Raw genomic sequence first — 19,542 nt, forward strand, 5'->3', positions numbered from 1 at the left:
CACAACCGAAAGCTCATCAGGAGTCACCGCAACATCGAACTACCCGGACGACTCCGATGACCCCACGACACGCCGACCTAACAAAGCACTACTAGGTTCTGTCTCGTAGATCTTGGTGGTCGGGGACGGCGCGTAGCCAGTCAAGGGTTTCGACCAGGTCAAGGGTGGCCTGGAAGTGAGAGCCGAGCTTGTCGTAGCGGGTGGCGAGGCCGCGCCAGTGTTTGCGTCGGTTGAAGCCGCGTTCGACCTGGTTGCGGCGCTTGTAGGCGGTGGGGTCGAAGGTTGGCGGTCGGCCGCCGCGTCGTCCTCGCCGCTTCCGGTTGGCGATCTGATCGTTGGGCTCGGGGATGACGGTGGTGATGCCTTTGTCCCGCAGGGCTTTGCGGTTCGCTCGCGAGGAGTACGCCTTGTCGCCGGTGACTGAGTCAGGTCGCTTGCGTGGTCTGCCGACCTGGCCGGGTCTGGGTACCCGGACCTGGTCGAGCAGTGGGATCAATTGCTGGGTGTCGGCAGCCTGACCTGGAGTGATGCGGGTAGCCAGAGAGCGGCCACGTCCGTCGGCCAGGGTGTGGATCTTCGTGGTCAGTCCGCCGCGGGACCGGCCGATGGCTTGCGCTGCCCGCGCGTCGGTACTGCTCAGCCCCCTTTTCGGGCACCTACCGCGTGCTGATGGGTACGCACGATGGTGGCGTCGACCTGGGCGTCCCAGTCGATGTCGTCATCGAGTTCGGCCAACGCGATGACGTGAGCCTTCAGGCTGGCCCAGGTGCCGTCGGCCGCCCAGCGGCGAAACCGTTGGTACGCGGTCTTCCATGGCCCATACCGTTCGGGCAGGTCACGCCATGACGAACCGGTCCGCTTGACCCAGCAAATCGCGTTGATGACCTGCCGATGATCACGCCACTGGTTACCCCGAACGGGCTGCGCCGGCAGCAGCGGCGCCAGCACAGCCCACTCGTGGTTCGTCAGATCTCCTCGTGCCACAAAAGGCCTAACGAGCGAGATTCATGATCCGCGAGACAGAACCTAGACAGTCCTCGGTCAGGTCCGACTGCACGTCGAATGTCGCGCCCCTACACAGGGGCTCTGCTGACGGGCTTGTTTGCCCGGCCGGAAACCGGCTGGTGTGACTGCTGCCGCTGCTGGAGCGCACTCCAAACCGACGTCAGTGCGGCGTAGTCTCACAGCTTGACAAGCCCGGATCTCGCCAGCACAGCGCGGATCGCGGCTCGAGAATTTGATCTCCACGCCTGCCGTCGGACCCCACATGCACTTTTGATCCAATGCTTATTTCGATACGACGGGTGTCGTGGCCCCTAAAATCACATGCTTGGTTCGCGCCTGCTGGGTCACAGCGCAACTGATCAGCAGATGACCGGATGAGCCCTATCCCGCGCTACACGCGGGAGCATCGCATGCGGGCCGTCAATCCGTACTTGTGAGCCGCGACTTCGACCAGTCGGAAGCCGATCGGCATGAGGTCGGAATGGACCACTTCCAGCGCTTGAGACGGATCAGTTCGCGGCATAGCGACGACGAGCTCGTCGACGGCGTGCAGGCGCGGTCGCAGCGCGGCACCCTGCTCGTGATCAACTACAAGTACGCGGCGTGCGCCGCCTTCGTAGGCAGCTGACAGCCACTGGGAGAAGCCAGCGCCAATATCGATATCGCTAGGCAGCGCGAAGTACGCGCTAGTGTGGCCTCCTGGAATGCCCTCGTCGAGGATCTTGCCCGCGATGACGAGGTCAGCATTCGCGCGAAGGTCGAGCAGAAGACGTTCTTCCGCCGCCGATTGATGTCGGCCCTCTGCTGCGAACGCCCAAGTCAGGTACGGCCTACGGCGCACGGTCGCGGTCAGCCACGGCTCAAGGACGGTCAGGGCTTCGTCGCGCAACACGTCGGTCTCGACCTCGACACCCGCGGCCGCGAGCATCGAGGCGCCACCTTCACCACGGGACGTTGGGTCCATGACGGCGATGACCACCCGAGAGACGCCGGCGTTGATCAGCTCCTGGCGACAAGCTGGCGTGACGCCGACGTGGTTGCAAGGTTCAAGCGTGACGACAGCCGTACCGCCGCGAGCCGCATCTCCCGCTGCATTGAGGGCGTTTGCTTCGGCGTGCGGCTCTCCTTTGCGGCGGTGAAAGCCCGCCCCAACTACCGTTCCGTGGTGATCCAGGATCACGCACCCGACGGGCGGGTTCGGGCTTGTAGTGCCCAGCCCAAAGGCGGAGAGGGTGATGGCATGCCGCATCGCAGACAGCTCAAGGTCTGACGCCATCAGACAGTCTCCACAAGGTCATCGAGGAACGCACGAACGTCGGCTAGGTGACGGTGCTCGTCAACAGCAGAGCCGATCTGGCCGAGTTGGTGCAGGATCCGGCGCGAGCCTGCTCGGCGGGCGATCGGTAGCGCGATGTGGGCCGTGGCAGCAGCTTGCTCAGGTTGGTCAGCCGCTACATGGGCTGCCGCTTTGGTCAGAAGGGCTGCAGTGAAGTCCTGCCGGTGAAGCGACGGGATCGACGGCAGCGCGGCATCGAGAACCGCGATGGCCTCATTCGGCCGGCGCCCGATCCTCAGGCAGGTGCCTCGGTGAACCTCGATGTAGCCACTCGTGCAGTAGGAGGCGTGCTCGCCTTCAGGCTTACCTGGACGGCGGTCCGCCGCCCAGTCGTGCGCGCTGTCCAGAAGCCGCATGGCCTTGCGGTGCTCGCCAACGGTCGCAAGCGCATGGGCATGCTGGACGCGAAGTGCCGCCCGCACCGGGCTGGGCACCTTCTTGTCTTGGAGCATTGCGGCTTCAGCCTCTTCCACGGCGCGGTGCGGCTTCCCGGCGTTAAGCCAGTGCTGGCTGCTGCGGTACGTCGCCCAGGCCGTCATTGTCGGATCAGCAATCTGCTCCGCCCAGGTGAGCGCCTTACGGGTCCACTGCTGGGCGGATGGCGCGTCGTTGAGGGAGTGGTTCAACCATGCCGCCGACTCGCCGTACTGGGCAGCGAGGCGTACGAGGCTGGGGCGGATCGGCGATGGCGCCTCGTTGAGGAGCCGGTCGAGCAGCGTGAGCTGTGCTGTGACCCCGATCAACGCGTACTGCGGCCCGAACAGCTTGTCGTTCTGTACCAACAGGTGCCACTGCGCCCGTAGCTGATAGATCGTCTCATCCCAGCTCCCCGGCATCGGTTGACCAGTGCCGTGACTGGCGGTGCTGGTGACGTCGGTACGCCGCGGGCTGTAGAGGTCGAGTTGACCGTCGCTGGCGGCACCGAGAACGTGGCGGAGGGCAGCGCGACGCTCTTCGCTGGGCCAACGGTGCTCGCCGCGTTCGAGCTTGCCGATCCAGCGCGAGTCGACGTAGTGGGCGGTGAGGACCCTACCGGGGTAGAGCCGGTCAAGAGCGGCGTTGACGGCGTCGGCCAGCTCGCTGCGCGACATGGATTGCCCTGGGCGCCGAGGTGAGGCTAGACGCCGGCGGGCGCCGCTGAGCAGGGTGTTCGGGCTGATTACCGTATCCGGGTGGCGGGGCATTACCGGTCCCGGCACGTTCGCAGGTGAAGGCCGAGACCTTCGTCGCCGTCACCTCTGGGCTGCCGACCGAGTTCGACAACGGTATCGGGATGACGTGACACCGGCTCCCCCTTTCACGTCCACCCGTAGCGGGTGCTTCGCTGCTGCTGGTCGGCTACTCGAGCCATGTGGATTCGATGTCCAGGATGCCAACATCGGGCCCAGAGGGCCACGGTTCCGTTGGGATCAAGCCCTCGATGCGAAGGTCGAGCCACACCCTATGCCGCTGCAGCGCACTCTGGACAGGGTCAACGGCTGAACTTGCCGGCCCGGATGCCGCCAGTGAACGCGCTCCAAGTTTCGGGTCGGAATTCCAGTATCGGACCGGTGATGTCCTTCGAGTCTCGTACGCCGACGGTGCCGTCGACGGCGTTAGCGAGCTCGACGCAGTTGCCATCGTCGCTGTGGGCGGATTTGCGCCACCTCAAGTATCGCGAGGTCATGCGGAAACTCCTTCGATCGGTGATAGGTCCTGCGCCGCGACACGGAGCAGATGGATGCTGATGTCGGGTGCAAGCGCCGCGGCCTTCAGCCGGCTGTGCAGGCTCAGATAAGGCTGGACCTCATCCGGCTCGGTGTAAATCAGATCACTCGTGAGCGTGTCGGCGGCGACAGCCACGGAGTCCGGCGTGTCGCGATAGCGGTAGATCGAGTACGCGGACCTGGGCGCGCTGTGGCCCTTGATAGAGGCGTCGATCGGTAGCACCCGGACGGTCACGGTTGGGTGTGCAGCGCAGACGGCGACGATGTGCCGGAGCTGGTCGGCGACGATGTGTGGGTCGGCGGCGCAGCGTCGGATCGCGATTTCGTCGAGCACGACGTCGTAGCGTGGCCCGTCAACGGCCAGCAGCAGTTGCTGCCGGTACGCCCGGGCAGTGACCGCTGCGGCAGGGTCGAAGGTCTCGGCGTGACGGGCAGGGTCACTCCGCAGCCGGGCATTGGCAAACGCCGTTGTCTGGAGCAGCCCGGGCACCAGCGCCAGGGCGTACTCGGTGATGGTTTTGGTGCCGCTCTCCAGGTCGGCGTAGGCGGCCTGCCGGGCACCCATTTGCTCCGCGTCGGCCATCCACCAGCCCTGAGCCCAGCCATCGGTCGCCGCGTCCATGATGGCCGTCCGCCGATTGGCGCCGACGGCCAGGTAGTCACATATCGCGCTGACCAGATCGATGTCGGGGCCGAGGCGCCCATTCTCCACGGCACTGAGCTGTTGTCGCGGGAACCCAACGGCGCGCGCGAGTGGTTCAGCGGCCAGCCCGTGCTCGTTACGCAGGCGTCTGATCTCGCGTCCAAGCCATCGTCGCCGAACGTACGGACTGGGTCTGCTCACCGGCGGCCTCCACGGCTTCGTCTCAGCCAGTCGGCCCACACGGCCGGCTCGGTGATCTCAATGTAACCCCGACAAACGGCTAATAGATCTTGGCGGTGGTGGCGACCCAGCCATGAGTGCGCAGCTCAGCGGGCGGTCGGACCGGAGGTCGGTACACGAGGTCGGACCAGAAGTCGGCATTCCCAGTCGCACAGCAATCCGTGACCGTTAATTCGCAATCAATTATCCGCCGGTGGGCCACAGCCCACATGGTGGTTGCTCGATCGCCGAGACCCGGCGGGGGCAGGTGCCTGCTACGACACTACCCGGTCGAGCAGGGTGCAGGGCCCGTCACGTCCCCCACGCGAGACGGTCCCTGCACCCGCCGGACAGGTGCGCGGCCAGGGCCGGGGAGGGTCCGGCCGCGCACCACCGAGTGAGGGGAGATGACGGTGGCGAAACGAATCAAGTGGTTCGTCCCGGCCCAGGACGATCGGCAGTACCGACCGTTCGGCATCGACTGCGAAGGCGCGGCGACGCTGTTCGGTCATCAAAGCGGATGGAACCGGACCGGCGGGGCCGGCCCGAACCAACCCTCGCCCCGGCAGCTCGCTGCGGAGAACCGTGCCTTCTGGGCCGGTCTTGATCGGGCGCCTGCCGATGCGCAGATCCGCTCCAGGCCTCATGGCGACGAGAAGCCCGCGCCATGAGCGTCCCCGGCAATCTGCCAACCGCCGAGCCCGGGGCGTTGCTGAGGCTTGGTCCCGACGATTGGTCTTTCGGCCGGGACCTGACCCCTGGTACGCACGTCGACGTCGTCGTCGCCTGGCTCCGCACCGACCTCGCGCACCTCAGCGAAGAGTGGGTGTGGGTACGCGGCCACCGACCCCAATGCGACTACCCCAAGGATGACCTACACCCGCCCTGTATGGAGCTACGCGTCAGCGTCGCCGCGCTGCGCCGGATTGCGCCGACGCCGTGACCGGCACCAACGAAAGCTCCCGCCCCGTCGACCGGTTCGAGTCGGCCCGACGGACGGTGCTCCAGCATGTGGACGACGGCACCTGCTTCCACTGCAATGACAACGAATGCCAACAGCTCACCTGGGCGATTGAGGAGCTCACCCACCACGCCGGGGGGCGGCGCCTCCTCTGTCAGCTCGGGCTCCTTCCCACCGCCGACAACTCACCTTCCAGAGGCGGGCCGCGGTGAACAGACCCCTCGGCGCAGCCGATGAGCAGGCCACCAGCGCCCACAACGACCCGGCACCGCCCCGTCGGCCGGTGAGAGCAATCGGTACTGCTGCCGCAGTCACCCCTCGCATCGCCGACGAATTCTTCTACATTGCGCACGACGACCAGACTGGCCGGCCACGCCTCTTCGATAGGGCACTGGCCTCGGGCCTCGCCGCCGCGCTACTCATCGAGCTCTACTACGAACGCCGCATCACGTTCGAGCACGGGAAGGTCCAAGTCCTCCAGACAATCCCGCCGAGGGATTGGCTGCAACACCTCGTCCTCGACCGGTTGATCGCGCAGCCGCACCACACCGACACGCGAACGTGGCTGACGTTTCTGGCCACCACCGCCTACGAGCAGATCGCCACCCGCATGTGGCAGGTCGGGCTTCTTCAACAGCAGCAGGTCAGCCGGCTCTGGCGACAGCGCACCGTCTACGTGCCGACCGACATCAACACTGCTGCCTGGTCGTGGGCACGACTGTCGCAGCAGGTCCGCAACTACCGGCAGCTCGACCACTTCGACATTGCACTTGCCGGCCTGACGCTGCATACCCAACTGGACACAGCCCTGCTCGACGGAGCGCCGTACAGCGCTTACGCGCACCTACGCCAACTGGTCAACCAATCGTGGCTACCGCTACGCGACCTCCTCGCCGACCTCAGCAGCGTCATCGGCGCCGGCGTTCTCAGCCACCGCACCTCCTGACGTGCGTTCACAAGCCACCCCTAAGGCGGAAGAGAACCATGCCCCACTCGAAACCTGACACGGTCACAGCTGTCCTGGCACGCGGCCGACTCGGAATCCCCTCCGTGGTGTTCTTCGTGATCGCCGCAGCCGCGCCACTCACCGTCATCGCCGGCGGAGCAACCACCGGGTACGCCGTTACCGGTGTGCCAGGTATCCCCGTGTCGTACCTGGTCGTCGCAGCTGTGCTCGCCTTGTTCGCGGTCGGCTACGTCGCCATGTCCCGGCGGATCGTCAACGCCGGCGCCTTCTACACCTATGTCACCCGGGGACTCGGCCGCCCGGCCGGCGTCGCCGCAGCCATGGTCGCGCTACTGGCCTACAACGCCATGCAAATCGGCCTGTACGGCGGGTTCGGCGCGGTCCTCGCCCAGTTCCTGCAGAGCCAGTACGGCTGGAACACCACTTGGTGGCTGTGTGCCCTGATCGCCTGGGCCGCCGTCGCCGTTCTCGGTCTACTGCGCATCGACCTGAACGGCAAGGTCCTGGCAGTCATGCTCATCGCCGAGTGCGCCGTCGCCCTCGTCTTCGACGCGGTCATGGTCGGCCACCCCGCCAGCGGGACGGTCACCTTCGACACCCTCGCCCCGTCGCACATCTTCGCCGCCGGCATCGGCGCCGCATTGGTCACCGCGATCACGGGCTTCGTCGGTTTCGAAGGCACCGTCGTCTTCAGCGAGGAGACCAAGGACCCGCGCCGGACCGTACCGCGTGCCACGTACATCACCGTGGCGATCACCGGTCTGCTCTACGGCCTGTCGGCGTGGGCCATGTCCGTGGCCACCGGTCCTGACAGGATCGTGGGAGCCGCCCGCGCGGACGGGACCGATCTGATCTTCAACCTCGTCTCGCCGCACCTCGGCACGAGCGTCGTCACGATCGGCCGCGTCCTCTTCATCACCAGTCTGTTCGCCGCGCTGCTGTCGTTTCACCACACCGTGGCCCGGTACCTGTTCGCCCTCGGGCGTGAGCGGGTGCTCCCCGCCGCGCTGGGTCGGACCAGCCACCGCACCGGCGCACCGAAGGTCGGTTCGATCATCCAGAGCGTCGTCGCCGTGGCCGTACTCGTCGGCTACGCGGTGGCGAACGCCGACCCGATCGTGCATCTCTTCTTCTGGGTCACGGTGACCGGTGGCCTCGGCGTCCTGGCCCTGATGACCGTGACCTCTGCCGCGGTGATCGGCTTCTTCGCCCGGATCAGACACACCGAGGGGGCCTGGCGGGCCGTCGTCGCGCCGCTGATCGCCACGATCGCGCTGGCGGCGATCCTGGCTGTCACTGTGCAGGAGTTCGACACCCTCCTCGGCGTTCAGCCGCACTCGCCGCTGCGCTGGCTCTTCCCGACCACGTACGCCACCGTCGCCCTTATCGGCGCGACCTGGGCGCTGATCCTTCGCGCTGCCAAGCCGGACGTCTACGACGCCATCGGCCTCGGTGCGGAGAGCGCCACCGCGTCTCTGCGCGGAACTGACGCCATCCGCCAGCCGGCCTGACCCGAGCAGGAGTGACCATGACCGACATCAGCACTACCGTGACCGTGCGCCAGGCAACCCACAGCGATGCGGCACCCCTCATCGCCGTCCTCGTCGAGGCATTCTTGGACGGGCAGGTAGCCGACTGGCTGGTCCCTGAGGCCAACGATCGCCGCGCCGTCTACCGCCGGTACTTCGAGCTGGTCCTGAACCACGGCCTCGAAAACGGCCACGTCGACACCACCGCAGACCTGTCCGCAGTCGCGATCTGGTACCCCCGCGTTGAACCACCGCCCAAAGGCTCGCTGGAATACCAACCAGCCTTGGAAGAGGCCACCGGGGTTTACGCAGCAAGGTTCGCCCTTCTCGATGCGGTGTTCGAGGCTTTTCACCCAGGCGAGCCGCATCATTACCTCGCCTACGTCGCGGTCAGCCCGGAGCAGCAAGGCCACGGCGTGGGCGCCGCGATGCTCGGCCATTACCACCGCCAGCTCGACGCACTCGGCATTCCTGCGTACCTGGAGGCAAGTAACCTTCGCAATCGCGACCTGTACGTCCGACTCGGGTACCGTGCCGGGCCACCGCTGATCCTGCCTACCGCCGGGCCGACAATCTGGCGGATGTGGCGCGGACAGCCAGAGGCCCCAGCGCCGGCCGGCTTCCCCGCGAGCGGACCGCTGTCGCGCCGGCGGTCCCTGTGACCTCCGCAGCGACCACTCCACTCGTACGACCGGGGCGACCCGGGGATGTCGCCGCTATCGCCGCCATGCTGTCCCAGGCCCTCGCCAACGACCCGGTCGCCGAATGGCTGGTACCCGACCCAGCCGAGCGGCGGTCCGTGTTTCAAGGGGTCTTGGCGATGGAAGTCGACCACGCGGTCGACTGGGGCGATGTCGATGTGCTGCTGGACATGAGCGGTGTCGCGGTCTGGCGCCGGCATCCGGCCGACGACACGCCGGTCTTGTCGGATCACCACCTAAGTACCTTCACGAGAAGAGCGTTGCCCCGATTTCAGCAGCTCAACGCCCTGGTAAACAGCTACCGGTCCGACGCGCCGCATCACTGGTTGGCATGGCTATACGTGGCGCGAGACCGCCGGGGGCAGGGCCGTGGCAGCGAACTACTCGCCCGTCACCACCAGGTCGTCGACCAGTTCGGGCTGCCGGTCGACTTAGTAGTGACAACCGAGATGGCCCGCGACTTCCTGCTCTTCCACGGCTACGTCGCCGGGCTGCCCCTGCATCTGCCAAGCGGACCACGACTCTGGCCACTACGCCGTGTCACCCCGCGCGCAGCCCGATCCGGCCACGTCGGCCGAAACGGGGAGACTCCGACTGCGGCGGCTGAAGCGAGCCAACGGCGAAGCGAGACGGCCAACTGACACGCCCCTCGTGGTGCGTCGGCGACTAACACGTGTGGGCACTTCCCCTCGCCGCACTCGCGGTGGGGATCGTCGTCGTCCGGAGCGCAAGGAGGAGCATCGTGTCGATCCCAGAATCCACGTCCGCGAGGGTTAGCGTCGGGCGAGTGACCACGCTTCGTGAGGCCTCCGACCTGCGAACCGACCTCATCGACGAGCTGTGCGCCGAAAAGATCATTCGCACGCCCGGCGTCGAGGCCGCGATGCGCGGGACCCCGCGGCACCTGTTCCTGCCCGGGGTGCCGCTGGAGCAGGCGTACGCCGACGAGCCCGTCTACACCAAGACCGACACCCGTGGCACCTCGATCAGCGCGGCCTCGCAGCCGCGGATCGTGGCCATGATGCTCGAACAACTCGACGTACGCCCCGGTCAGCGGATCATGGAAGCCGGGGCCGGCACTGGCTACAACGCTGCCCTCCTGGCGGCCGTCGTCGGTGACAGCGGACGTGTCGTCACGATCGACGTCGACGAGGACCTCGTTGAGGGTGCGCGCAAACACCTTGCCACCGCTGGCGTTGCCAATGTGGACGTGGTGCACGGCGACGCGGCGCTCGGCCACCCCGAGGGCGCCCCGTACGACCGGATCATCGCCGCCGTCGGCGCCTACGAGACGCCGACCGCTTGGTTGAAGCAGCTCGCCCCCGATGGACGACTCGTCGTGCCGCTCCGCCTGCGCGGCGCCGCCTCGCGTTCGATCATTTTCGAAAGGTACGACGGCGGGTGGCGCGATCAGGGCAGCGAGTTGGCCGTGTTCATGCCGCTGCGCGGCATCGGCGACGACGCCCGCCGAATCGTCGTCCTCACCCCCGAGCAGGACGTGATCCTGCAGGTGCACAGAGATCAGCAAGTCGGCGCCACAGAACTCGCCGGCGTACTCGAAACCGAGCGCCGCAAGATCTGGACCGACGTGTTCTTCTCGCGGATGGAGCCGTACGAGTGGATGGACCTTTGGCTGGCCTGCCGCCTCGACAGCGCCATCATGCGGATGAACGTGCAGCCCACGGCAATCCAACGCGGCGCCGTCGCGCCGATGTTCCAGTGGGGCGCGATGGCGACCACTCGCGGCGCGGACATCGCTTACCTCACGACCAGGCTGGCCCTGGCCAGGCCGGACGGCAGCAGACGGTACGAGGTGGGCGTCATCGGCCACGGACCCAACGGGCGCGACCTCGCGCACCACGTCAGCGAGGAGATCCGAACGTGGCATGCCAGCTACCGTTCCCGCAGAGTCTGCTTCGAGATACCCGACGCCCACGCTGAAGCGGACCCTTCGGTTGGACGCTTCCTCCTCGCCCGCCCGCACCACCCCATCACCGTCGCCTGGCAATGAACGTGGATCCGGACACCGCCCTTGCGACGCTTCCCGCTCGTCGCCTGACAACGGCCCATCCGGCTCCTTAATCCACCCGCGTCGACGACCTGCGTGGTCTGACCGGCCGCGCCGGGCGAGAAAGCGGCGGAGAGGATGTTTAGCTGCGGACCTTCGTCGAGGATCCGGGGTCCACTGTGACCGCGCTCGGCCCCGTCTCGGGCGGTCCGCCGGTCGAACGGCTCGTGCAGGCCAGGTCCCGGGTCGCGGCCCACCCGGACCTCGCGTGGCCGGCAATCGACGATTTTCGGCGGTTCATCGGGGTACCGCTCGTCGAGCGCGAGCCTTAACCACCTCTGGCCGGCGCGTGGGTTCGGCGGCGGTAGCGCACCGCGGATGGCCTGGACGATCGCGGCCAAGGGCGGCGGTGGCTGGGCCGGCCAGCACGCCGCTCTTGGCGTCGCACCTTCGAGTGCGCTGTTCTCGACATCTGCGGATGCTCTCTGACCTACTCGAACATGGAAAGCCGTTAGGTGGGTCGCTTTGAGAGCCGCTCGACGTCTTTCGAGGCGGCCGCTCCCAAACTTGCTCCTCCCGCAACAGGCTCGAGCCGACCGTCGACCGTCGACCGCAGCGCCCCTCGGCAATGACTGGCTTCTGGCCACGGACACCCGCACGCCAGAACAGGCCCAGACGTATCTCCTGCTGGCGCACACATGAATGATTATCCGCCTTGAAGAACAAATGGTAGCTGATCTTCGATTCCGAAATGGCGAGCGAACGCACGGATGAAATTCTTGGACTGGTCAGCGACCGAGCCGGCCTGAACCTGCGCTGCCCGACCGAAATGCGTCAGACTGGCAACAGCTCGCTCCATCCTTCCATCAACAGCATACAAGACCGCTAAGCGTCCAGAATCAAGTTGATTCAGTCCGACTCGATTCAGTTCAACCGCAACATCTTCCACCTCGCGAAATGCGCGTATGTAAGGGACGCCATAGATCGCCAAGTCGGAGGCTAAGGCCTGGAGGATCGTAGCAATGTCTGCCTCCGACCGCACTGACCAACGAGGCACCGGAGCATCGTGATGACCTTGCTGATGCAATAGGTCCGCCAAAGTTGAACCGACGACAGCAGTTCGAGAGGGTGGCAGACCAAGGAAAGCCGTGAACAATTCAGCGGTCTTCGCGTTGTAAAGGCCCACGATTGGATTCAGCCAAGTACGCGCTTCCCTGACTTCGATGTTGATGTGAAGGTCGCAGTCTCCGATTGCAGACCCACCCGTCGTAAAGCGTACGGTTTCGGAATCCTGGCCGAGCAGGGTCCAGCCTTCGCTAGCCATCTTCGCCACGATCCCTATTCGCACTAAGGTTTCGATCCGCATATCGGACACTCCCAAAGATCAAACTCGACTTCCATCGTCACTCGCGTTCCCTGCGGGATACCTACACCCTCCATCTTGCTAGTGTCAAGCACCGCCCCAGTGGACTCGAGCTCTGGGTATCCTACCTGCTGATTGAAACTGATCGTGGCACCAGCTCCGGTCTTAGCCTCAACCGCCACCCACTCCCCATTTGGGCCCCGGGCTACGAAGTCAGCAATGAAAACGTCACCATTGCTGTTTTTGAAACGAACTTGAGAATGAACACTTGTGTAACCTTCTGCCGTCAATCGTTGAGCAGACGCAAGCTCTCCCAGTTGGCCATGGGGAGTGCCGTCGACGGGGCAGGCGCCGACGGGGCCGACGTTATGTACCAGGACCGGCGAATCGCCCGCGAAGACGTAATAGGTGTGAAGACCCGACACGGTTAGGTTGTAGGCGGGATCACGATGGCCCGATCCTGCCTTTAGACCGACGACGGTGACGGGGGCGCCGCTTGTTGAATGCAGCACGTCGCCTTGGTCAAGATCCTCTGCGTCATCCCACCGTTGGTCGCTGTGATTCCAGAACGGGTGGTCCGCAGTCGTGGCGATGGAATCTCCTCCGGAGAGGACGAGATTCACCAAGTCGTCGTCGTGAACCCAGACGTGGCTCACTTCACGCGGGCCTTGTTCCCCCGTCTCTGGCTCAGTAGCCATGACCCGGTCCCCGGCCTTAACGTCCTTGATGGGAATCGCGGTGCCATCGGCCATAAGAACCCTGGTCTCACCACCAAAGCTTTTACAAGACGAACCTATTTCTCCCGCTACGCGCGCCTCGTCCGCCGTACGGCCGGCCTTCGCCGCAAGCCGCAGTTCCGCGGCCGTCTTGGCATAGCCGGCGAAGCTGACACTGGCCCAGAAGCATCCCATGGCCGAACCGTCCAGGCAGCGTTTCGCATCGGCGACCCCAGAGAGTTCGAGAGCCATCTGTAGCAGCATGCGACGCCCTGCCGCATCATCCGCTGCCTGAATCTTGTCGCAAAGCACCTTGTCGTTCGCGCAGATGGTTAGTCGCACGACCTCCACTTGCTGAACCTCGGGGAGCCTTGCGAAAGGACGATCGTTGTACCACCCGGAGTGGCAAGAAGTACCGCTGGTACATTTGCCGGTCTTGATCGTGTCCTGCAAGGTGGTGCCGCCAGGAGCCCCGGTTGGATGGCCCGGCTTCTCTTTATCGACAGAGCCGCCGGGGATGTTCGGTGGAGCACCGTTGCAGCCGTTCATATCGCACCGTTGCCCCCCTCCAGGGTCAAGGCCGCTTGGATCGGAAAGAGTAATGGGGCTGTTGTTGGCGTAGGAGTAGCCCTGCCAGTGAAGCGGGTCGCCGAGGTTCTGCAGCGGGTCAACGCTGATGAAGCGCGCAATCGAGGAGTCATAGGATCGGGCGCCGATATGTGTAAGCCCGGTAGGATCGGCCGCCCCGTCGATTTCACCCCCGACGAAGCCCTTATTAGTGAGCCACACGGGGTTGGCGGAGCCGCGCGGTTCACCGTACGGCATTTGGTACCGCTTAGTGATTGCTTGGTTCCCAGCTGCGACGGCTGTGTTCTGGGTGCCCTGGTGGTCGGTGATCAGCCACGTCCATCCCGAGCCCGATTTGGTCGTGGCCACGGGCTGACCCGCGTAGCTGTAGTACCGAGTCGCCGACTTACTACCGGTCGCCTTTGTATAGCGAATCTCCTGGCCGGGAAGGTAGAGGGTAGAGCCCGTGGGATCGCGTGCGATCAACCTGTTGCCCTCGGCACCGTAGAGGTAACTGTGTTGCTTGGTGCCGTCGACCAGCTGGGTGAGCTTTCCTTCGAGGTCCCAGGTGAGGCTCTGGCTGCCAGTGCCCGTGGGGCAGGTGTTTGTGGATACCGATGGGCCAGGACGACAGTTCATGTTCCCGGCGACGTCGTAGCTGTAGCGTGTGATGCCGGACCCCACCCCGGTAGTAGTGACGGCACCAACTGCATGAGGATGGTCCACGTCGGATCCAGGAGACGGATACTCGAAGGTCCTCTTCGTGGTGGTGGTCGGTGTGACTGTCTCTTGCACCTTGAGGTTCGCGGCGACGGCCGATCCGACGGGATCGAAGGTCCAGGTGGACCAGTAGGGGGCGGGACCGCCCAACGTGGAGACGGTCTTGGCCGCTTTGCAGTCGCCGGTGACTGGTGTCCAGGCCTCGGTCAGGCGGCGGAGGTAGTCGTAGGCGAAGCATTGGTTGTCCGCTGTGCCGCTTGTTGGCCTGTCGGAGATTTTGGTGATGTTCCCGGCATCGTCGTAGTCGTAGTGAAGGTCCGAGACGTACTGGGGCGTGATCTGTCGTGCTGTCGTGGCCTGCTTGAGGCGTCGGGATGCGTCGTCGTAGACGAACGAGCGGTCGAGGTAGTTGCCGGAGGCTTGCTGGAGGCGGAAGGCGGCGAGTTCGCCGTACTCGGTGTAGGCCGTCTCGGATACGTACTGTCCGATGCCGCTGGCGTTGGTAGCAAGGGTTTCCGGGAGGCCAGTGACGGAGTCATAGCCGTACGTGAGCTCCTCTCCGCCGAGGCCGCCCGCGTTCGGGTAAGTAGCGGTCCCGACAGTCATGCCGTCTGCCTTGTAGGTGCGGGTGAACGAGTAGGTGCCTGCCAGTCCGGTTTCGACGGCGGGGATGATGTAGTCCTCGCCAGTGGGCTTGTAAAGCATGCTGTATCCGCGGATGCGGATCCTGTACTCGATGTCGCGATTCGTCCCTGTCCAGCGGCTGGTGGAGGCAAGTTGGCCCTGGGCGCCGGCAGGGTCGTAGGACCAGGTTGCGCGTTTGGTGGTGGCCGAGATCGTGTTGTCGTAGACGCCCGTCTTGCGGCCGAGGTCGTCGTAGGCGTAGACAAGTTTTTGGCCGCGTGCGCGTGCCGTCGCGTCGACGGTCTCGGTGACATCGCCGTAGTCGTTGTACGCGGTGGTCGTCAGCCCTCTGTCGGGGTCGTCTGCGGAGATCTGTCGACCGCGGATGTCGTAGCCGTAGGTCCATTTGTTCCCGGCCGGGTCCTTCAGCTCGATGAGCTGTCCCTTGCCATCGAAGCGGTAGGCGGTGGCGTCGAAAGCGCCGGCGGGCGTGCCTCCATCGTGTTGGCGCAGTTCGGTGACGTTGTTGCGGGCGTCAGTGATCGTAGTGGTGGCGGTGCCGCCGAGGGGCGGTGTGACGTAGGTGCGGTCACCCCCGTAGATGGTGGTGGTGCGCCATTTCTCCGTGAGGGATTTGTTGATTGAAGTGCGGAAGATCGTGGCCTTGACCCGGTTGGCGCGGTCGTACTCGGTAACGGTCTGGCCTTTGATCTTCCATTCATCGATGGTCTGGAGATTGATGCCCGGGTTCAGGGTTTCGTCATAGTGCTGGTTCGTGCTGGTTGCGACTCGTCCGGCGGCGTCGTAGATCTTTTCGGTGAAGATTGTTCCGGTCCCGGCGAGGGCGGCTCGCTGGGTTTGTCTGTCGCGCAGCAGCCCGTCGAAGAGGGCGTATGTGGCGACGTAGTTGCCGTCCGGGTTGAGCACCTTGGACATGATCGCGTTGACGCCCCCCGCGTTGCGAATGGTGTATTGATACTCCATCGACGGGGTGGTGCGGTTAGTGCTTTTTGGGCGGTCGGCAAGCCATACCCTGATGAGGCGGCCGTGGGTGTCGTATTCCAGGTCGGTGCGCTTGAGGTTGGTGTCGGTGGTGGCGGTGGGATTGCCCCAGGCTGGTTCCATTTCGATGCTGCTGGTCCAGGTTTGCGTCCCAACGGTCTGAGTGGTGTCGACCTTGGTTACCGGCCCGCCGAGTAGAGGTGTTGGCGTCGTGCTGGTTTTGTTGCCTCGTACGTCGGTGGTCGTCTTGGTTCGTCCATAGGCGTCGTAGGTTGTTTGTTCGGTGACCAGCCAGCTGGTGGTGCCGCCGTTGGCGGGGCTCCAGGCCTTCAACGTCTCGGCGGTGGTGGCCTCGCCCTTGTCCGGCGGAGTGCCGCCTGGGGTGCCGTCGGTGTAGTACGTATGCCCGTCGTAGCTGGTGCGGTCGTCGCCAAGAATGTGCGCCTCGGTGGTGGGCTCTTGCCCGCAGGGCAGCGCGAAGGTCTGCACGCGCGCGACCGGTGTCAGCAGGTTGATGCTGGTGTTGCGCGCGTAGGAGGTGTCGACGCAGGTTTCGTCTCCGGTGACCGCGAGGTCTCCGAGGTTTGTTGTGTAGTCCGCCATGCCGTAAAGGCCGTACGTGTTGAACATTTTGGTGATACGCCATCCGCGGCCGGCGTCTAGCTTCGTGGCCGACCAGGTGGTATCAGTGCCGGTGTATCGGGCGTACGCGGTGGTTTGGCCCATGTCTCGGGTGGCAGTGGCCGCGGATTGCCAGGGTTTGGTCACCGTCGTCGAGACCGGGTCGGTGTCGACGCCGTTGAAGGTGGTCTGCTGCCGCGTCATTCCAGCCCAGGCGTTCTCGTCGGCGGCTGCTGGCGCGTCGGCGGTGTCTGCCGTGTCACCGTCCGCGTTGATGTCCACGGCGGGTAGCGATACGTTGCGCGTGCCTCCGCCAGGTGACGCTTTGCCGCCGTGCAGGCCGCGGAAGTATTTCGTCTCGGTGAGGGTGTCCTTTCCTGGGACGCCTTGGTGGACGCGGACGGTGTCGTAGCCGCGATAGTCGGCCCAGGTGCGGAATTTGTCCTTGGTGAGTCCGTCGTCGTCGCTGTATCTCCATGCCGCGCCGCCGGGGGGGTACTCGTAGCGTGTGGTCTTGTCGGTGCCCCCGCCGGTCTGGTCGGCCTCGTCGACCTGGGTCACCACGTACTTGTGGAAATACTCCGTCTCGGTCTCCTTGGTGTAGGAGTCCTCGGACATGACGGGGTAGCACCGCAAGGTGTTTGTCTCCGGAGAGGCGGGCATCCGCTGGTCTTTGACGCATTCGGGGTCGGAGTACGTGATGGAGATTTTGGCGCCGGTCTCGGTCCAGATGGTGCCCATCCGCATCCAGTTCATCGGCGGCTTGGTATCGCCGAGGGCGTCGACGCGGTTGGGTTTGGCTACGAAGTCGAAGTTGATCTCGGGAAGTTCGTGGGCGGTGGTTCCGGGGAGCGCGTCTGGGGGGATCACGTGTCCGGTGTTGGCGATGCTTTCAAGCCACATGCCGTCGCGGGAGGCATCGCCGTTAGGCGGGAAGTCGTGGTTCAGGCGCCAAGAGTCAACGGGTCGGTATCCGGCTGGGGTGCTGGTTGGGTTCCAGACCTCGGTGGTGATGTTTGTGAGTCGGCTGGTCGACCAGAAGGTGGGGGTGTGGTCGTCGCAGCTGGTGCCGGTGCAGTCCTTGTCTTTGGGGGTGTCTTTCCAGTTCTCGGTGTTGGTGCAGTCGGTCAGGCACCGGTTGGCGGTGTTGAAGACCACTCGCATGGGGGCACTGGTCGCGGTGTAGGCGGTGTCTGTGCCGCTGCGGCGGTCGGTGCCGTAGTCGATGCGGTTGAGGACGCCGCCTCGGTCGTAGGTGACGGCGTCGGAGTCGGTCATGTTCCGGCCGTACTTGTTCGTCTGGGGGGTGTACCACATCGACATCGTGTTGCCGCGCAGGTCGACGACGTAGTCGAGGTTCCATCGCCAGGCTTGGCTGCAAAAAGAGTCGACGAAGCTGCTCTTGTGGCAGTGTTCGTTGGTGTTGTTGCCGGCGACGGGGACGGTCCAGGTGGACTTGGTGGTGGGCTTGTCCGTGGTCCAGCCGGAGAGCCGGTTGAGTCCGAAGAAGTATTGGGTGCCGTCGGAGGTGGTGACTTTCCAGTATTCGTTGTCGTTGTCGCCGTTGACGGTGTCGGTCCTGCGCTCGATGCGGGTGCCGTTCTCGTTCTTGGCGCGCCAGGTGCCGGTGGCGTCGTCCCGGATCAGCTCGGTGGAGGAGCCGTTGAGGGACATGATGGCGTTGTCTGTGCCCCAGCAGAGGTCGTAGGTGTCCGTGGTGTTGTTGGCGCCGGTGCCCTTGTCCTCGTTGCAAGGCTTGTATTTGCGCTCGATCATTCCGGGCCACAGCTCGAAGCCTTCGCCGACCCAGGACGGCTGGTTGTTGGAGGCGTCGCTGCGACCGTCGACGGCAGCGGAGTTGTAGGACAGATCGAGTGTGGGTGCGGGCCCGCCGAGGGATGGGGGTGTGCGCATCGGGTAGGACCATGTGAAGTTGCCGGAAGAGCCGCCCGCTGACCAGGTCGAGGATGCTTGCAGGGGGGTGGCGCTGTAGTCGCCGGTGGTGCCGGAGGCGGCAGCCGTAACTGCGACGAGAGTGCTCGCACCGGTACCGGCTGCGGGCGCGAGGTCGACGTCGGCGGAAACGCGGTTGGCGGCCACGTCGTTGTGCGTGTTGAGCGGGCGAACTCGGCAGTCGCCTTCGGTGCTACCGGTGAGGACGCAATCGGGTACGAGTGAGAGCTGCAGCCGGGTGGACCAGTCGGCGCCGTAGGCGTTCGCGAACGAAGAGTAGTCGACGGTGACGTTGACACGGCCCCGCTGGGTCAACGCCGCCGGCTGGTCGAGGCGCAGCATGAGTCCGTCACGCCACTCACTGGGCAGTTTAGTGCGATCGATGAGCTGAACGCGCACCTTGGATACCTCGGGCCGGGGTGCTTGCGCCCTGAACGTCCCTGGGTCGACACCAGCGCCGGGGCTGCCGATCCATACTGGAAGCGGTCCGGCTTTCGCGGAGACACTGACGTCATTTTCCCCCGCTGCACGTGCCGTCGCGGCGTCAGCGATCGGCAGGTTGACTTCGGCGGTGCCAGGGCTAGGCCATTTGGGCGCCGGTGCGGCTCCTCGAGGTACTCCTTGCGAGAGGTCCTCGGGACGAGGTTTGGCTTTGACCGGCCGTGCGTCTACGGACACCGGGGTTTGCGCGGTCAGTGCTGGTGGGCCGGGTGATTCGGCGCGCGCTGGGACGACCGCCAGCGTTGACGCCCCCACGATGACGGCAAGCGCTGACGCCAGGCCCACTCGGTTCTTGACCGTGGCCAAGCCCCGCACACGCATTGTTCGCAAGACCCGTGCCGGTTGACGACGTTGGTGAGGTGAGCGAAGGAGCATGACGGGGACCTCCGTGATATGGAGC

13 protein-coding genes and 1 pseudogene are annotated in these 19,542 nt (G+C 65.1%); 7 read left to right on the forward strand and 7 right to left on the reverse strand.

The features are described 5' to 3' along the window. Positions 1 to 91 precede the first annotated feature (91 nt). The 5 genes and pseudogenes from ABZU25_RS16810 to ABZU25_RS16830 form a co-directional block, all read right to left on the reverse strand. Positions 92 to 984 (reverse strand): annotated as a pseudogene (locus tag ABZU25_RS16810) (IS5 family transposase). 412 nt (positions 985 to 1,396) lie between these two features. Further along, a complete protein-coding gene (ribD, locus tag ABZU25_RS16815; protein WP_355030238.1) occupies positions 1,397 to 2,281 on the reverse strand; it encodes a bifunctional diaminohydroxyphosphoribosylaminopyrimidine deaminase/5-amino-6-(5-phosphoribosylamino)uracil reductase RibD in 885 nt (294 codons plus the stop codon). After that, on the reverse strand, positions 2,281 to 3,432 hold the full coding sequence (locus ABZU25_RS16820; RefSeq protein ID WP_355030239.1) for a hypothetical protein: 1,152 nt from the start codon (positions 3,430 to 3,432) through the stop codon (positions 2,281 to 2,283). Before ABZU25_RS16820 ends, ribD begins: the two co-directional genes overlap by 1 nt. A 380-nt stretch (positions 3,433 to 3,812) precedes the next feature. After that, the gene (locus tag ABZU25_RS16825; protein ID WP_355030240.1) at positions 3,813 to 4,007 is read right to left on the reverse strand and encodes a DUF397 domain-containing protein; all 195 of its coding nucleotides are present in this window, start codon (positions 4,005 to 4,007) and stop codon (positions 3,813 to 3,815) included. Then, entirely contained in the window at positions 4,004 to 4,930 is a 927-nt protein-coding gene (locus ABZU25_RS16830; RefSeq protein ID WP_355030241.1) for a helix-turn-helix transcriptional regulator, read from the reverse strand. The genes ABZU25_RS16825 and ABZU25_RS16830 overlap by 4 nt, the downstream gene beginning before the upstream one ends. 392 nt (positions 4,931 to 5,322) lie before the next feature. Here ABZU25_RS16830 and ABZU25_RS16835 point away from each other — a divergent pair, with 392 nt between their 5' ends. The 7 genes from ABZU25_RS16835 to fxlM all read left to right on the forward strand — a co-directional run bounded on the left by ABZU25_RS16835 (position 5,323) and on the right by fxlM (position 11,078). Next, a complete protein-coding gene (locus tag ABZU25_RS16835) occupies positions 5,323 to 5,580 on the forward strand; it encodes a hypothetical protein (protein WP_355030242.1) in 258 nt (85 codons plus the stop codon). Next, the gene (locus ABZU25_RS16840; protein ID WP_355030243.1) at positions 5,577 to 5,852 is read left to right on the forward strand and encodes a hypothetical protein; all 276 of its coding nucleotides are present in this window, start codon (positions 5,577 to 5,579) and stop codon (positions 5,850 to 5,852) included. The genes ABZU25_RS16835 and ABZU25_RS16840 overlap by 4 nt, the downstream gene beginning before the upstream one ends. A 301-nt stretch (positions 5,853 to 6,153) precedes the next feature. Continuing rightward, entirely contained in the window at positions 6,154 to 6,816 is a 663-nt protein-coding gene (locus tag ABZU25_RS16845; protein WP_355030244.1) for a GPP34 family phosphoprotein, read from the forward strand. A 38-nt stretch (positions 6,817 to 6,854) separates the two neighbouring features. Next, positions 6,855 to 8,348, forward strand: coding sequence for an APC family permease (locus tag ABZU25_RS16850; protein ID WP_355030245.1), 1,494 nt, complete (start codon positions 6,855 to 6,857; stop codon positions 8,346 to 8,348). Positions 8,349 to 8,365: 17 nt separating this feature from the next. Next, positions 8,366 to 9,028: a GNAT family N-acetyltransferase gene (locus tag ABZU25_RS16855; RefSeq protein WP_355030246.1), complete on the forward strand. Its 663-nt coding sequence runs from the start codon at positions 8,366 to 8,368 to the stop codon at positions 9,026 to 9,028. Between the two features lie 158 nt (positions 9,029 to 9,186). Then, positions 9,187 to 9,708 carry a GNAT family N-acetyltransferase gene (locus ABZU25_RS16860; RefSeq protein ID WP_355030247.1) on the forward strand — a complete coding sequence of 174 codons (522 nt, stop codon included), beginning with the start codon at positions 9,187 to 9,189 and terminating at the stop codon, positions 9,706 to 9,708. A gap of 62 nt (positions 9,709 to 9,770) precedes the next feature. Further along, the gene (gene fxlM / locus ABZU25_RS16865; protein ID WP_355030248.1) at positions 9,771 to 11,078 is read left to right on the forward strand and encodes a methyltransferase, FxLD system; all 1,308 of its coding nucleotides are present in this window, start codon (positions 9,771 to 9,773) and stop codon (positions 11,076 to 11,078) included. A gap of 703 nt (positions 11,079 to 11,781) precedes the next feature. Here the strand turns inward: fxlM and ABZU25_RS16870 are convergent. Both ABZU25_RS16870 and ABZU25_RS16875 read right to left on the reverse strand, forming a co-directional pair. Next, positions 11,782 to 12,441: a hypothetical protein gene (locus ABZU25_RS16870; protein ID WP_355030249.1), complete on the reverse strand. Its 660-nt coding sequence runs from the start codon at positions 12,439 to 12,441 to the stop codon at positions 11,782 to 11,784. Continuing rightward, complete coding sequence (locus ABZU25_RS16875) at positions 12,423 to 19,040, reverse strand: polymorphic toxin-type HINT domain-containing protein (RefSeq protein WP_355030250.1); 6,618 nt, start codon at positions 19,038 to 19,040, stop codon at positions 12,423 to 12,425. Before ABZU25_RS16875 ends, ABZU25_RS16870 begins: the two co-directional genes overlap by 19 nt. Positions 19,041 to 19,542 lie beyond the last annotated feature (502 nt).

This window comes from Micromonospora sp. NPDC005215 (assembly GCF_040607915.1).
Lineage (GTDB): Bacteria > Actinomycetota > Actinomycetes > Mycobacteriales > Micromonosporaceae > Micromonospora.

Bases quoted from the DNA above. Each gene is read 5' to 3' on its own strand.
- ribD (WP_355030238.1), bottom strand. From the start codon at position 2,281: ATGGCGTCAGACCTTGAGCTGTCTGCGATGCGGCATGCCATCACCCTC.
- ABZU25_RS16820 (WP_355030239.1), bottom strand. From the start codon at position 3,432: ATGTCGCGCAGCGAGCTGGCCGACGCCGTCAACGCCGCTCTTGACCGG.
- ABZU25_RS16825 (WP_355030240.1), bottom strand. From the start codon at position 4,007: ATGACCTCGCGATACTTGAGGTGGCGCAAATCCGCCCACAGCGACGAT.
- ABZU25_RS16840 (WP_355030243.1), top strand. From the start codon at position 5,577: ATGAGCGTCCCCGGCAATCTGCCAACCGCCGAGCCCGGGGCGTTGCTG.
- ABZU25_RS16850 (WP_355030245.1), top strand. From the start codon at position 6,855: ATGCCCCACTCGAAACCTGACACGGTCACAGCTGTCCTGGCACGCGGC.
- ABZU25_RS16855 (WP_355030246.1), top strand. From the start codon at position 8,366: ATGACCGACATCAGCACTACCGTGACCGTGCGCCAGGCAACCCACAGC.
- ABZU25_RS16860 (WP_355030247.1), top strand. From the start codon at position 9,187: ATGGAAGTCGACCACGCGGTCGACTGGGGCGATGTCGATGTGCTGCTG.
- ABZU25_RS16870 (WP_355030249.1), bottom strand. From the start codon at position 12,441: ATGCGGATCGAAACCTTAGTGCGAATAGGGATCGTGGCGAAGATGGCT.